Consider the following 13,458-nt stretch of genomic DNA (forward strand, 5'->3'; position numbering starts at 1 on the left):
TCCGTTCAATGGTTTTTTTCGGCGGCGTGGTTGATCGTGTATTTCGGGATCTCGACCACCAGGTCGGCAGTTCCCACGATCGCCTGGCACGACAGGCGCGATACCGCTTCCAGGCCCCAGGCCTTGTCGAGCATGTCTTCTTCGTTTTCTTTCGGCTCGTTCAAGGTGTCATACCCTTCGCGCACCAGCACGTGGCAGGTGGTGCAGGCGCAGACGCGATCGCAGGCGTGCTCGATGTCGATATCGTTTTCCAACATGACGTCGCACACGGATTTGCCGGCCGGCGCCTCGAGGACCGCGCCCTCGGGGCAAAACAGCGGATGGGGAAGAATGACGATTTGCGGCATTGGAATTACCTCTTCAATTTTATATGACTTAAGCTGGCTCAGACTTCGTCGAGCGTTTTGCCGGCCAGCGCGCTGCGCACGCTCTGGTCCATTCGGCGTGAGGCGAATTCTTCGGTGCCCTGGGCCAGCGCCTCGACGGCGGCGTGCAGCGCCGATTGCGCAGATGGCGAGGATGGTGAGGATGGTGAGGTTGGCGAGGATGGTGCGGCAGCGGCAGCGGCGGCGTGGCGCACCGCATCCATCAGGCGATCGATGTCGGCCATTTCGACGGCCGACAACAGGGCGCTATCGCCGTCCAATGCGGACCGGGTGGCGAGCAGGATGCGCTCGGCCTCGACCTGCTGTTCGCGCAGCGCGCGCAGCGCCATGTCGACTTGCGCCGAGCTGTACGACTCCTGCAGCATGCGTGCCACGTCGTCGTCGGCCAGGCCGTACGACGGCTTGACCGTGATGTTCGCTTCGACGCCGGAGCGGGTTTCGCGCGCCGACACCGACAGCAAGCCGTCCGCATCGACCTGGTAAGTAATGCGGATGCGGGCGGCGCCGGCCACCATCGGCGGAATGCCGCGCAGCTCGAACTTTGCCAGCGAGCGGCAGTCGGACATCAGCTCGCGCTCGCCTTGCAGTACGTGCACCGACAGGGCGGTCTGGCCGTCCTTGAAGGTGGTGAACTCCTGGGCGCGGGCGCACGGAATCGTCGAATTGCGCGGGATAATTTTCTCGACCAGGCCGCCCATCGTTTCGATGCCGAGCGAAAGCGGGATGACGTCGAGCAGCAGCCAGTCGTCACCAGGCGCACGGTTACCGGCCAGTAAATTGGCCTGGATCGCCGCGCCCAGCGCGACGACCTTGTCCGGGTCGATGTTCGCGTGCGGGATCGTCTTGAAAAATTCGGTGACGGCGCGCCGCACGTGCGGCATGCGGGTGGCGCCGCCGACCATTACCACGCCGTCGACGTCGTCGACCGACACGGCGGAGTCGCGCATGGCTTTTTTGATCGCCGTCATGGTCTTGGCAACCAGGTGACGGGTCATCTCGCAGAACTCTTCGGCCGTGACCTTCAGGTGCACCATTTCGCCTGAATTAAGCATCGCGTCGATGGTGGTGACGGCGTTGGTCGACAGCTGCTCTTTCGCATGGCGGGCCTTGACCATCAGGGTCGCGGTGTCTTCGTCGGACAGCGGCGCCAACCCGGCGTGCTCGGTGATCCAGCAAAACAGGCGATGGTCGAAATCGTCGCCGCCAAGGGCCGAATCGCCGCCGGTCGAGAGCACTTCGAACACGCCTTTTGACAGCTTGAGGATCGAGATGTCGAAGGTGCCCCCGCCCAGGTCGTAGACGGCATAGACACCTTCAGAGCCGTGATCGAGGCCGTAGGCAATCGCCGCCGCCGTCGGTTCGCTCAGCAGGCGCAGCACGTTCAGGCCGGCCAGCTGGGCGGCATCCTTGGTGGCCTGGCGCTGGGCGTCGTCGAAGTAGGCCGGCACCGTGATGACGGCGCCGACCAGCTCGTCGCCGAGCGCATCTTCGGCGCGCTGGCGCAAGGTGGCGAGAATCTGGGCGGATATCTCGACCGGGCTTTTGACGCCGGCAACGGTACGGATCTGCACCATGCCTTGAGCGCCTTCGCGACCGCCATCCTGGAAATCGTAGGGCATGTTTTCGGCGTGGGCGATGTCGCCCAGGCCGCGGCCCATGAACCGCTTGACCGAAACGACCGTGTTCTTCGGGTCGGTGGTCTGGTGGGCCTGCGCCTTGTAACCGATGTGGGCGTGGCCGTTAGGCAGGTAGCGCACGATCGACGGCAGCAGTGGCCGGCCGTCTTCGTCGCTCAGCACTTCAGGAATGCCGCTGCGCACGGTGGCGACCAGCGAATTGGTGGTGCCAAGGTCGATACCGACCGCCAGCCGGTGCTGGTGGGGGGCAGTCGACATGCCGGGTTCGGAGATTTGGAGTAAAGCCATGGTTTATATTCTGTCTTGTTTTTATTTGATGGTACGGCTTCGGATGCGGGTTGTGGGTCCCCGCTTTCGCGGGGACGACGGTATTTTAGCCGCCAGCCCCAACACCGTCATCCTCGCGAAAGCGGGGATCCATGCTGGATATGCGTTCCCCTACGCCTCCGCCGCCTCGAACGCATAACGCACTTCCTCGCCGAATTTATCCAAAAACATCAGCGCCCGCACGCCCTGCGCCGCTTCGGCATACTTGCCGGCGTCGAGTTCCGCTCCCACCGCCTCCAGCCGCGCGCTGCGCTCGCCTTTGACCTCCTCGTCCAACGCCTCGAGCGCATCGACATCCTTCGCCGCCCGCGCCTCGCCAAGCGCTTCGCGCCACGCCATCTGCTGCATCAAGAAATCCACCGGCATCGCCGTGTTCGACTCCGTCTGCAGGTCGACGCCGTGTAATTCGCACAGGTAGCGCGCGCGCTTTTGCGCATTTTTGAGCGTTTGGTAGGCCTCGTTGGCACGCGTCGCCCACTGCATCGCAACGCGCTTTTCGGCGGCGGTGGCGTTGATGAAGCGGTCGGGATGCACTTGCCCTTGCACATCGCGATAGGCGGCATCTAAGGCGCCGGCATCGAGCGTGAAACGGGCCGGCAGCTGGAACAGGTCGAAGTGATTCTGCATTGATACGAGAATAGATACGAAAATAAAAAGCGCTTAGATGCGGAAACTTTCCCCACAACCGCACTCGTCCTTGACGTGCGGATTGTTGAAACGGAAGCCTTCGTTCAGGCCTTCGCGGGTAAAGTCGAGTTCGGTGCCATCGATGTACGGCAGGCTTTTCGGGTCGACGAAAACCTTCACGCCGTGCGACTCGAAAATGTTGTCTTCAGCCGTGGCTTGATCGACGTACTCGAGCTTGTAAGCCAAGCCCGAGCAGCCCGTCGTGCGCACGCCAAAACGCAAGCCGACACCCTTGCCGCGACGTTCAATGTAGCGGTTGATGTGCTTGGCCGCTTTTTCGGTCAGTGTGATTGCCATGGTTTTCTCCGCGAATTACTCTGTACCTTCAGGCAAGCGCCGGGTGCTTCGTCTTGTAATCCAGCACGGCCGCCTTGATGGCGTCTTCCGCCAGGATCGAGCAGTGGATCTTGACCGGCGGCAGCGCCAGTTCTTCGGCGATCTGGGTGTTCTTGATCGACAACGCCTGGTCGAGCGTCTTGCCCTTGACCCATTCGGTCACGAGCGAGCTCGAGGCGATGGCCGAACCGCAGCCGTAGGTCTTGAATTTTGCGTCTTCGATCAGGCCATCGGCGCCGACCTTGATCTGCAGTTTCATGACGTCGCCGCAGGCCGGCGCGCCGACCATGCCGGTGCCGATCGTCTCGTCGCCCTTGTCGAAGGCGCCGACGTTACGTGGATTTTCGTAGTGGTCCAACACTTTGTCCGAATATGCCATGGTAAAACTCCTGATTGATGTGGTGTTAGTGGGCTGCCCATTGAATCGATGCGATGTCGATCCCGTCCTTGAACATATCCCACAGGGGCGACAGTTCGCGCAATTTGTGCACTTTCGATTTCAGCAGGTCGATCGCGAAATCGATGTCGGCTTCGGTCGAATAACGGCCGATGGTGAAACGGATCGAGCTGTGCGCCAGTTCGTCGCTGCGGCCCAGCGCGCGCAGCACGTACGACGGCTCCAGGCTGGCCGAAGTGCAGGCCGAGCCGGACGACACGGCGATGCCCTTGATCGCCATGATCAGGGATTCGCCTTCGACGTAGTTGAAACTGACGTTCAGGTTGTGCGGCACCCGGTGGTCGGTGTCGCCGTTGATGTAGACCTCTTCGATTTCCTGCAAACCCTTGGCGAGGCGGTCGCGCAGCGCCTTGATGCGGACGATTTCGACGTCCATCTCTTCGCGCGCAAGGCGGAACGCTTCGCCCATGCCGACGATCTGGTGGGTCGGCAAGGTGCCCGAACGCAGGCCGCGCTCGTGGCCGCCGCCGTGCATCTGCGCCTCCAGGCGCACGCGCGGCTTGCGCCGTACGTACAGGGCGCCGATGCCTTTCGGGCCGTAGGTCTTGTGGGCGGTGAACGTCATCAGGTCGACCTTGCTGTTGGCCAGGTCGATGACGACCTTGCCGGTCGCCTGGGCGGCGTCGCAATGGAAGATGATGCCCTTCGAGCGGCACAGCGAGGCCAGTTCCTCGATCGGCTGAATCACGCCGATTTCGTTGTTGACCAGCATGACGGAGACCAGGATCGTGTCGGGCCGGATCGCCGCCGCCAGTTGGTCGACGGTGATCAGGCCGTTGTCCTGCGGCGCGAGGTATGTCGCATCGAAGCCGACGCGCTCGAGTTCGCGCACGGTGTCGAGCACTGCCTTGTGCTCGGTCTTGACCGTGATGATGTGCTTGCCCTTTGTCTTGTAGAACTGGGCCGCGCCTTTCAGCGCAAGATTGTTGCTTTCGGTCGCGCCGGAGGTCCAGATGATCTCACGCGGATCGGCGCCGACCAGCTTGGCCACTTCGACGCGCGCTTCCTCGACGGCCGCTTCGGCGGTCCAGCCGTACATGTGGCTGCGCGAGGCGGGATTGCCGAACTGCTCGCGCAGGTAGGGAATCATTTTATCGGCGACGCGCGGATCGACCGGCGTGGTCGACGAGTAATCCATATAAATAGGGAAATGCGGAGCGGTCACGAAAGTGTGCTCGAGCTTGGGGTCAATGCCAGGGGCTAAGTTTTTGTTCAAAGGGGCGTTCATCAAATCACTCCAATATGCTTCAATTTTGTCCGTGTTTCAATTTTGCCCAACAACGGCGTGGCTACGGTGCAGCACCACGACGGCTTGTTCGGCATGCTTTTGCTGCTGCTGGTCGACCAGGTCTTGCAGCGTGACCGAATCGAGGTAGTCGACCATTTTTTCGTTGAGCGTGGCCCACAGCTCGTGTGTCATGCAGCGCGCACCGGCGGCGCCATCGGCGCCGTGGCAGTTTTCCTTGCCGCCGCACTGGGTAGCGTCGAGCGGCTCGTCGACGGCAATGATGATGTCGGCCACCGTCACCTTGTCGGCCCTGCGCGCCAAACTGTAGCCGCCGCCCGGTCCGCGGATCGATTCGACGATCTCGTGGCGGCGCAGCTTGCCGAACAGCTGCTCCAGGTACGACAGCGAAATCGACTGGCGCTGGCTGATGCCCGACAGCGAAACCGGCCCCTTGCCCGAGCGCAGGGCAAGGTCGATCATGGCGGTAACAGCAAAACGGCCTTTAGTGGTCAGACGCATCTCAACCCCGGTCAACAATGTTAGAATATTGCATAAGTTCAATTAAATACGTTCATTTTTCAAGCCCGCCTAAGATGCCGAATGACCTGATTACCTGAACGAATTAGTCAAGTATAGCAAATTTGGCGGATGTTGTCCTGAAGCCCCCCAAACCGGCAGCCGGGCGCCGGCAGGCAAACCGTCGTCAAGTAACCCTCAGCAGCCGCATCGGCCCGAACAGTTCCTGCATTCCTGCATGGGTGATGAACGACAGGTTGTACGGATGCTCCGACACCACCTGTTCGAGCGCCGCGCACTGCGGCAGTTTCTTGAGTTGCTCGGCTATCTTTCCCCACAGCACCAGCTTGACACCTGCACCGGCGCCGGCCCCGCTATCGGCCAACCCTGCCAGCACCGTCTGCAGGAAAGGCAGCCAGGCACGCGCCTCGATGGCAGGTGGGACATGCGGGCGAAACACTAAAGCCGCGTTAAGCAGCAGGAAACCGTGGCGCGTGAGGTTCTGCTGCAATTGGGCGAGGGTCTGGATCGAGCCGTCGACGCGCGCCTTGGCGGCGACCGGCGCCAGGGCCGCGCCGCCGGTGTCGCCAGCTGCGAGCTGGCCGTCGGCGACCAGCAGCATTTTTATAAAATTGCGCAGCGACGTTGCGCGGTTGACCGGCTTGGACAAGCCGGTCTCGCTCCATAGCGTGCCGACCGCCCCATCCATGAAGCAGACGCCGGTGGCGCTTTCGGCGCGCGGATACGGCCCCTCTCCCACCAGCACGTAGCGCACATCGGGCAGCGGTAAGCCGAAGGCGGCGAACAGCCGCTGCCCGGTCGGCAAATAGTGATCGAGGGCGAGCGCGTCGAGGTAGCCCGGATTGGCGGCAGCGACGCCATGCAGCCCCTCGAGCAAGTGCGGCTTCCAGCTGGGATGGGCGAGCGCGAGGGCGTCCTGGATTGGGCCGGGAAGGGTCGAAGGCATGGCGATGAGGGGGCGAGTTGGAAACCGCTGATTGTAGCCGAGGGCCGTGTTTGCGCGCCTGTTGCCGCCCGGAGCTGGCCGAATAATGCAGTGTCAACCATGCGTCGATTTTATTGAAAAACGTGCATCATTCTCCCTGTGCCGGTTAAGTATTACCTGGGGCCACCAATCAATCGAGCAAGGAGATTCAGATGCAAACCATTCAAGACGTAATGACCCGCGATGTCACCAGCGTCTCGCCGGAAGACACCGTACGCCGCGCCGCGCAGCTGATGAAAGAACTCGATATCGGCGCCGTGCCGGTATGCGACGGCCCGAAGCTGGTCGGCATGCTGACCGATCGCGACATAACAATTCGTTCGAGCGCCGAAGGCCAGGCGCCGGAAACCACCCGCGTGGGCGACGTGATGAGCACCGAGGTGCGCACCTGTTACGCCACGCAATCGGTGGAAGAAGTACTGGCCGAGATGGGCGACGAGCAGATCCGCCGCGTACCGGTCGTCGACCAGCAATCGCACAGCCTGGTAGGCATCGTCTCGCTGGGCGACATCGCCACCAAGCATGCGGCAACCACCGACAAGGCGCTGGGCGAGATCTCGGCGCCGGGGGCGTAAGGCGCGACGCAACAAGACAGGCTGCGCGGCGGATATGCCACGCCGCCTGGCCCGGCGCTCTTCTCCAGCTCGCTGTCGAAGGCCAAGCGCCGATACGCGCCCTACTCCGAATCGCCCTGCTGCGCCGGATGGGCGGCAATAAACGCCGGCAGTTCGGCGCAGGCGTCATTGATGCGGGCGATGTTCGGGTACGCTGCGATATCGATGTCGAAACGCTGCGCGTTGTACACCTGCGGCACCAGGAAGCAATCGGCGATGGTCGGCGTGCTGCCATGGCAGAAGCGTGCGGGCGCCGCGTTGCGATCTGAATCGCGCGCCGGGTTCCGGGTCAATTGCGCTTCGAGCGCGGCGAACCCTTCGCCGATCCAGTGCCGGTACCATTCGGTCTTGGCCTCGTCTTTGACGCCGAGCGTGCGCACCAGGTAGCGCAGCACGCGCAGGTTGTTGAGCGGATGGATGTCGCACGCAATCATCTGCGCCAGTGCGCGTACGCGGGCGCGCTCGAGCGGCGTGGACGGCAGCAACGGCACCGCCGGATGCGTCTCCTCCAGGTATTCGACGATCGCCATCGACTGGGTGATTGTTGCTCCCTCGGCACCCTCGTCCTGCAGGCTCGGCACCAGCGCACCCGGGTTGATGGCCCGGTACTGGTCCGTCAATTGCTCGCCGCCGTTCCTGACCAGGTGCACCGGCACCGCTTCGTACGGCAGCCCTTTCAGGCTCAAGGCGATGCGCACGCGCCAGGCGGCGGAACTGCGGAAATAGGTGTAGAGCTTGATGCAGGTAGTCATGAGTGCCGCCCGTGATAATGCGCCACTTCCTGGTCAATCGCCCCGAAGATGCTGGCGCCGTCGGCGTCGACCATTTCGATGCGCACGTTGTCGCCGAATTGCATGAACGGCGTCGTCGGCGCACCCTTCTCGATCGTCTCGTACATCCGCAATTCGGCCAGGCAGCAGTAGCCGACGCCGCCATGTTCGATGCTCGAGCCGTGCAGGCCGCCCTGCTTGTTCGACACCGTGCCGGAGCCGATGATGGTGCCGGCCGCCAGTTCGCGCGTCTTGGCGGCATGCGCCACCAGTTGGGCGAAATTGAACGTCATGTCCTCGCCGGCATTCGGTTTACCGAACGGCAGTTCGTTGAGCGTCACGTGCAAGGGCAGGCACAGTTTGCTGTCGCGCCAGGCCGCCCCCAGTTCGTCAGGAGTGACCGCCACCGGCGAAAACGCGCTGGCCGCCTTCGACTGAAAAAAGCCAAAACCTTTCGCCAGCTCGCCCGGGATCAGATTGCGCAGCGAGACATCGTTGACCAGCATGACAAGCCGGATGGCGCCGGCGCACTGTTCAACCCCGGCGCCCATCGCGACGTCGCCGGTGATGATTGCGACCTCGGCTTCGAGGTCGATGCCCCAGGCCTCGTCGAGCGCGCAGATCGGATCCCACGGGCCGATGAAGGAGTCCGAGCCGCCCTGGTACATCAGCGGATCGGTGTAGAACGAGGCCGGCACGTCGGCGTTGCGCGCCTTGCGCACCAGTTCGACGTGGTTGATGTAGGCCGAGCCGTCGGCCCACTGGTAGGCGCGCGGCAGCGGCGAATGGCACAGCGACTCGACGAACGGCTCGGCCGCCAGCGCGCTGCCGTCATTCAGGTCGGCGAACACATTGCGCAGGCGCGGCGCGGCCAGGTCCCAGTGATCCAGCGCGAACTGCAGGGTGGCGGCGATTTTCGGCACCCGCTGGCAGGTGACCAGGTCGCGGCTGACGACCACCAGCACGCCGTCGCGGCCGGCGCTTTTGAGGGTAGCGAGCTTCATGCCGCCACCCCGGTCCTGGCGTGCATCCAGGCCGCGTGCTGCGGCGCCTTGCGCGTTTCGGCCCACTCATTGAGCATGTCCCACTTCACGGCGTCGAGCTTGTCCATCATCTCGGGCGTGCCGGTGTTGACCGCCAGTTCGAGGCGGTGGCCGTTCGGGTCGAAAAAATAGATCGACTTGAAGATGGTGTGGTTGGTCGGACCGATGACGCCAATACCGTCTGCTTCGAGGCGCGCCTTGGCGGCCAGCAGTTCGTCCACCGACCCCACTTCGAGCGCCAGGTGCTGGACCCAGGCCGGGGTGTTCTCGTCGCGCCCCATTGCGCCTTGATTCGGCAGCTCGAAAAACGCCAGCACGTTGCCGGCGCCGGCGTCGAGGAACACATGCATGTACGGGTCGGGCGCGCCGGTGGATGGCACCTGGTCTTCGGCGATCGCCAGCAAAAAGTCCATGCCCAGGTACTTGACGTACCATTCGACGGTCTGCTTGGCATCGATGCAGCGGTAGGCGACATGGTGGATTTTTTTGATGTGCATGGTGGGCTCCTCGGCAGTTTTCACCATTAGAGTGCAAAACTGGCAATCGTACAAATATTATTTCGGGGTGCGGGCACGTTATGGAGAACATGCGGGAAGCATGCCGCGGTCAGCCGCCGCGCTATAATTATTGTCGCTCTTTTTCCGGAACCCTTTCATGTCACACAACACCATCGCCATCAACCAGCGCATGGACAAATTCGACAGCCACCAGCGCGTCTGGCTGTTCGGCTATGGCTCGCTGATCTTCAAGGCCGATTTCCCGTTTATCGAACGGCGCCCCGCCAGCATTGCCGGCTGGACGCGGCGCTTCTGGCAAGGCTCGCACGACCATCGCGGCACCGATAGCGCGCCCGGCCGCGTGCTGACCCTGGTGCGCGACGCCGCCGCGGTGTGCGCCGGCATGGCCTACCTGATCACGCCGGAAGTATTCGCCCACCTCGACCACCGCGAAAAGAACGGCTACCTGCGCCTGGCCACCGGGATCGATTTCGACGCCGGCGGCAGCGAAGTGGGCCTGGTATATATTGCCGCCGAAGACAACGCCGCTTTCCTGGGCGAAGCGGCCGAGCGCGACATCGCCCGCCAGATCGCCGCCGCGAGCGGCCCGAGCGGACGCAACCGCGACTACCTGATCGAGCTGGCCGACGCGCTGCGCGCGCTGGGCAAGATTGATCCACACGTGTTCGCCATCGAGCGGTATCTGGCGCAGTTGGATCAGGGGTAACGTAGGCCTCTCTTCTGGTTCAGGCTCATGAAGCGAGCGAGAATAGTTGACTTGGTTGGCACCGGGAGGCTGGCATCGACCAGGTCGCCCCAGGTTTCGCTGAGTTGCTCGCAACTTGCGCGCAACACCGGGTCGATACCTGGCACGCGCGACAATGCCGCAAGATGACGCTCGATGACAGCGGCCAGTTTGAGGCATGGCTCTTCCTGCTGACTGCGCGCGCTGTAATGCGACATCAGGTGCAGCAAGGAGCCAACGAGAAGCGCGTTTTGATTACAGCAATCTTGAGGCGCCAACGGTGCTTGATAGGTAATGTGGTAATCCATGCCATCCTCCAAAAAAAGGCGATGCGGTCAGGGTTGGTTCAACAGGTCGGTTTTCATGGAAACTAAATGAGAATCATTCGCATTTAAATTATGCGTCCGGTTCCGGCGAAACGCAAGCCTTTTCGCTGCCGGACTGCCTGGCCATCGACTGTTGCCGGGTTTTCTGCCGGCGCAACCGCGCCCGCCACTAATTGTTGGGTATGGTTCGGGTTGATGGCGTGTTGTTGGAGGCCAGGCGCCCTGCATTTTCGCTTGATGACCTGGTGGCTCGGTGTGACAGCACTGCACCCGAACCTGCGCATATGACGGGAAGGAGCAACACCAAACCGGTAGGACGTGAAGTATGGTGAAGCGCGTCAAGTTTGGGCGCGCGTACATCGTGTCGGTCCTGGTCCTGGTCCTGGTCCTGGTCCTGGTCCTGGTCCTTTTTACGAGCGTATTTAATGCACCGGGTATCGTACTCGTGGCCCCGATTATCCAAGGCGGTGACGTTGCCCGACATGCCGGATTCGCCGCATCGCTGAGCGGGTCGTGTACGAAAACGCCAGGTGCTGCCTCGGTAAATCAGCTCAACATACTTGACCTTAAGGCGCGCGGGTCGAAGTGCGCTGCCACCAGCACTTTTTCGAGCTCTTGGTGACGAAGGCGATACAGATACCGCAAGCGCTGCGGTAGGAAAAAGCCCAGATACGACAAAAATCACAAAATCTCACACTGCTTCCAAGTACAATTTGCTCAGCATTGAAACTAGTCGTAGCAGAATTCTGCTGTGCGACACCGGTGAAATTTAAGGATAAAATAATGTCTAAAATTCAAGTTATTGCAACGGTCGCGGCTGTTTCCTCAGCGCTAATTCTAGTCGCCTGTGGCGGTGGTGCCGGTACACCTGCACCAGCGCCAGCCGCACCGACGGCACCAGCGCCGCCGACCCTGGGCGTACCTACCGTAGCCGGCACCGTCACCGGTTTTGGCAGCATTATCATCGACGGCGTGCGTATTGACGACCGCGGCATCATCGCACGCTTGGAGGACGCCAATGGGGTGCTTGGGAATGTCGAGTTGAAGATGGGCCAGTCAGTCGACATTGAGCACGACGGCACGCTGAAGGCCAAACGAGTGCTGGTTAACCCGGAAATGCAGGGTGTGATTAGTGCCGTCGACGCGGCGGCCGGCACGATGAAGGTGCTGGGGATGACAGTTGTCATCAATACCGATCGGGCATCCGGTCCGGTAACCGTATTCGAAGCACCCTATACCTTTGCCAACGCAAAGACAGGTGACGGGGTTGAGATTCATGGCATCCTTAAAACCGATGCGGCCGGCAAAATACAGATCCAGGCGACCCGGGTCGAAAAAGAAACGCTGGGTACGATCCACAAATTACGCGGCAAGGTAGCCGCGCTGTCGACCGGCACCAGTACATTCAAGATTGGCGATCTGACGATTAACTACCAGAATGTGCCCGTCACGCCCGCCTCGACGTCGCTTTCCAACGGCGCCGATGTCGTTGTCTCGATTTCCGCCTCGGCATCGTTTGCCGGCGGCGTGGTAACGGCAACAGCCGTGAAAGTGAAAAATCACCGCGACGAAAGTCGCGACACAGAAGCTCAACTGCGGGGCATCGTCGGTAACCTGAACATCAGCGCAAAAACATTTGCGCTCGACGGACTGCAGATCAATGCAGCTGAAGCCAAGTTCGCTAATGACGGCAAGAGTTTTGCAGACTTGTCAATCGGCGCCTACGTACGGATAAAGGGCGTGTTTCAAGCAGATGGGTCGGTCAACGCCAAGTCAATCGCGCTTCGCTCGGTCGAGACAGAAAAAATTGGTGAGGTGGAGCTGCACGGCTCGATCCTCAATTATGTCTCGATTGCTGACTTCTCTGTTCGTGGTATGAAGATGAACGCCGCGACCGCTGAAATCGATTGCCCGTCCGGTACTGTCCTGCGCAACGATCTTCAGGTGAAGATCGAAGGCTTCCTCGCTGCCGACGGCAGTGTCAAGGTTAAGGAAGTCGAGTGCGAAAAGCTTGACGATGGCACCTCGACCGTAGAACGCGAAGGTATCGCCGGCAATGTTAACGTTGACGCTAAAACCTTTGTGCTCACGGGCAGTTCGGCAGTCAATGTCAAATGGAACGATGCCACCCTGTTCGTCAAGTCACTGACGCCGGCCACGATGGGTAGTAAGAAGCTGGAAGTCGAAGGTATTCTGACAGGAGGCGTCTTGACAGCATCCAAAATCAAGCTCGACGATTAATACATCCGACTGCACGATACTGGGTTTTCCTGAACAGCTGCACGCGCGCAATCTCTTTGTTCCACGGCACTTTGCGCGCAGTGACTTATTTTTGAGGAAGACCCGGCCACGGACAAAACTGTGCCGGCCGCTCTCTGTGCCGAGTTATCGATCTCGATCAGTCCATCGTTGCAGTAGCGCAGCGGCGCCGGCCATAGGTCCAGGACGTACCGGATGCGCCGCCGCCATTTCCGACTTGCGCGATAGTTTTTCAAGGCTGTCGCGCCGCCAGCACCCCATGTCGTCGCGCAGTGGCTCGACGTACAGTGCGCTGAAGCTGTGCATCATTGAATCCTACCGCTGTACTTTAAATTAGTTGGGTAGGTGTTTCAGATTATCTTGGCACAGGGGGAAGCTCTATTCTGACTCGCCACTCGCCGTTTACACTCAGCACATCGCATTGCTACATCCGGCCGACACTGTTAATTATCCCGGTGTTGCACTGAGTATTTGAAACCGTCCAGCATGACGGACTATAGTGGACCCATGATTTGAGACAGCGGTTTAAGCTACGGTCCTCACAGGAGGATAGCGGCGAATGGCGGAAATAAAGAAGCGGAAAGTGCACAGCGCGGAGTTCAAGGGAAAGGTCGGCCTTGAGGC

General features: G+C 61.1%; 15 protein-coding genes. 3 read left to right on the forward strand and 12 right to left on the reverse strand.

The annotated features are described in order from the left end of the window. Nucleotides 1–5: 5 nt before the first annotated feature. From fdx to CR103_RS18335, 8 genes are all read right to left on the reverse strand, one after another. Complete coding sequence (fdx, locus tag CR103_RS18300; RefSeq protein WP_099917374.1) at nucleotides 6–347, reverse strand: ISC system 2Fe-2S type ferredoxin; 342 nt, start codon at nucleotides 345–347, stop codon at nucleotides 6–8. A 38-nt stretch (nucleotides 348–385) separates the two neighbouring features. After that, the gene (gene hscA, locus CR103_RS18305) at nucleotides 386–2,311 is read right to left on the reverse strand and encodes a Fe-S protein assembly chaperone HscA (protein WP_099917375.1); all 1,926 of its coding nucleotides are present in this window, start codon (nucleotides 2,309–2,311) and stop codon (nucleotides 386–388) included. Nucleotides 2,312–2,461: 150 nt separating this feature from the next. Then, entirely contained in the window at nucleotides 2,462–2,977 is a 516-nt protein-coding gene (gene hscB / locus CR103_RS18310) for a Fe-S protein assembly co-chaperone HscB (protein ID WP_099917376.1), read from the reverse strand. A gap of 33 nt (nucleotides 2,978–3,010) precedes the next feature. Continuing rightward, nucleotides 3,011–3,334, reverse strand: coding sequence for an iron-sulfur cluster assembly protein IscA (gene iscA, locus CR103_RS18315; protein WP_099917377.1), 324 nt, complete (start codon nucleotides 3,332–3,334; stop codon nucleotides 3,011–3,013). Nucleotides 3,335–3,362: 28 nt separating this feature from the next. Beyond that, nucleotides 3,363–3,752 carry a Fe-S cluster assembly scaffold IscU gene (iscU, locus tag CR103_RS18320; RefSeq protein ID WP_099917378.1) on the reverse strand — a complete coding sequence of 130 codons (390 nt, stop codon included), beginning with the start codon at nucleotides 3,750–3,752 and terminating at the stop codon, nucleotides 3,363–3,365. Nucleotides 3,753–3,777: 25 nt separating this feature from the next. After that, a complete protein-coding gene (locus tag CR103_RS18325; RefSeq protein WP_099917379.1) occupies nucleotides 3,778–5,058 on the reverse strand; it encodes an IscS subfamily cysteine desulfurase in 1,281 nt (426 codons plus the stop codon). Nucleotides 5,059–5,094: 36 nt separating this feature from the next. After that, on the reverse strand, nucleotides 5,095–5,577 hold the full coding sequence (gene iscR, locus CR103_RS18330; RefSeq protein WP_099917380.1) for a Fe-S cluster assembly transcriptional regulator IscR: 483 nt from the start codon (nucleotides 5,575–5,577) through the stop codon (nucleotides 5,095–5,097). Between the two features lie 184 nt (nucleotides 5,578–5,761). Next, complete coding sequence (locus CR103_RS18335; protein WP_099917381.1) at nucleotides 5,762–6,541, reverse strand: uracil-DNA glycosylase family protein; 780 nt, start codon at nucleotides 6,539–6,541, stop codon at nucleotides 5,762–5,764. A gap of 191 nt (nucleotides 6,542–6,732) precedes the next feature. Here CR103_RS18335 and CR103_RS18340 point away from each other — a divergent pair, with 191 nt between their 5' ends. Then, nucleotides 6,733–7,155 carry a CBS domain-containing protein gene (locus CR103_RS18340; RefSeq protein WP_180279456.1) on the forward strand — a complete coding sequence of 141 codons (423 nt, stop codon included), beginning with the start codon at nucleotides 6,733–6,735 and terminating at the stop codon, nucleotides 7,153–7,155. 101 nt (nucleotides 7,156–7,256) lie between these two features. Here the strand turns inward: CR103_RS18340 and maiA are convergent, their stop codons facing one another. Genes maiA through CR103_RS18355 form a run of 3 tightly spaced genes read right to left on the reverse strand, consistent with a single transcriptional unit; the run spans nucleotide 7,257 to nucleotide 9,504 of the window. After that, nucleotides 7,257–7,934 carry a maleylacetoacetate isomerase gene (maiA, locus tag CR103_RS18345; RefSeq protein ID WP_099917389.1) on the reverse strand — a complete coding sequence of 226 codons (678 nt, stop codon included), beginning with the start codon at nucleotides 7,932–7,934 and terminating at the stop codon, nucleotides 7,257–7,259. 8 nt (nucleotides 7,935–7,942) lie between these two features. Further along, nucleotides 7,943–8,968 (reverse strand): fumarylacetoacetate hydrolase family protein, encoded by a 1,026-nt coding sequence (locus CR103_RS18350; RefSeq protein WP_099917383.1) that lies wholly within the window; start codon nucleotides 8,966–8,968, stop codon nucleotides 7,943–7,945. Continuing rightward, entirely contained in the window at nucleotides 8,965–9,504 is a 540-nt protein-coding gene (locus CR103_RS18355) for a VOC family protein (protein WP_099917390.1), read from the reverse strand. The genes CR103_RS18350 and CR103_RS18355 overlap by 4 nt, the downstream gene beginning before the upstream one ends. 157 nt (nucleotides 9,505–9,661) lie before the next feature. On the opposite strand from CR103_RS18355, the gene CR103_RS18360 reads away from it, so the two are divergent. Beyond that, nucleotides 9,662–10,231 (forward strand): gamma-glutamylcyclotransferase, encoded by a 570-nt coding sequence (locus CR103_RS18360; protein ID WP_099917384.1) that lies wholly within the window; start codon nucleotides 9,662–9,664, stop codon nucleotides 10,229–10,231. Here CR103_RS18360 and CR103_RS18365 read toward each other — a convergent pair. Further along, nucleotides 10,222–10,557 (reverse strand): hypothetical protein, encoded by a 336-nt coding sequence (locus CR103_RS18365; RefSeq protein ID WP_099917385.1) that lies wholly within the window; start codon nucleotides 10,555–10,557, stop codon nucleotides 10,222–10,224. The two genes, CR103_RS18360 and CR103_RS18365, sit on opposite strands and share 10 nt — an antisense overlap. Nucleotides 10,558–11,358: 801 nt before the next feature. On the opposite strand from CR103_RS18365, the gene CR103_RS18380 reads away from it, so the two are divergent. Then, the gene (locus CR103_RS18380) at nucleotides 11,359–12,816 is read left to right on the forward strand and encodes a DUF5666 domain-containing protein (protein ID WP_143752669.1); all 1,458 of its coding nucleotides are present in this window, start codon (nucleotides 11,359–11,361) and stop codon (nucleotides 12,814–12,816) included. Nucleotides 12,817–13,458 lie beyond the last annotated feature (642 nt).

The sequence above is a fragment of the Massilia psychrophila genome (assembly GCF_002760665.1).
Taxonomy (GTDB): domain Bacteria; phylum Pseudomonadota; class Gammaproteobacteria; order Burkholderiales; family Burkholderiaceae_D; genus JAFCUW01.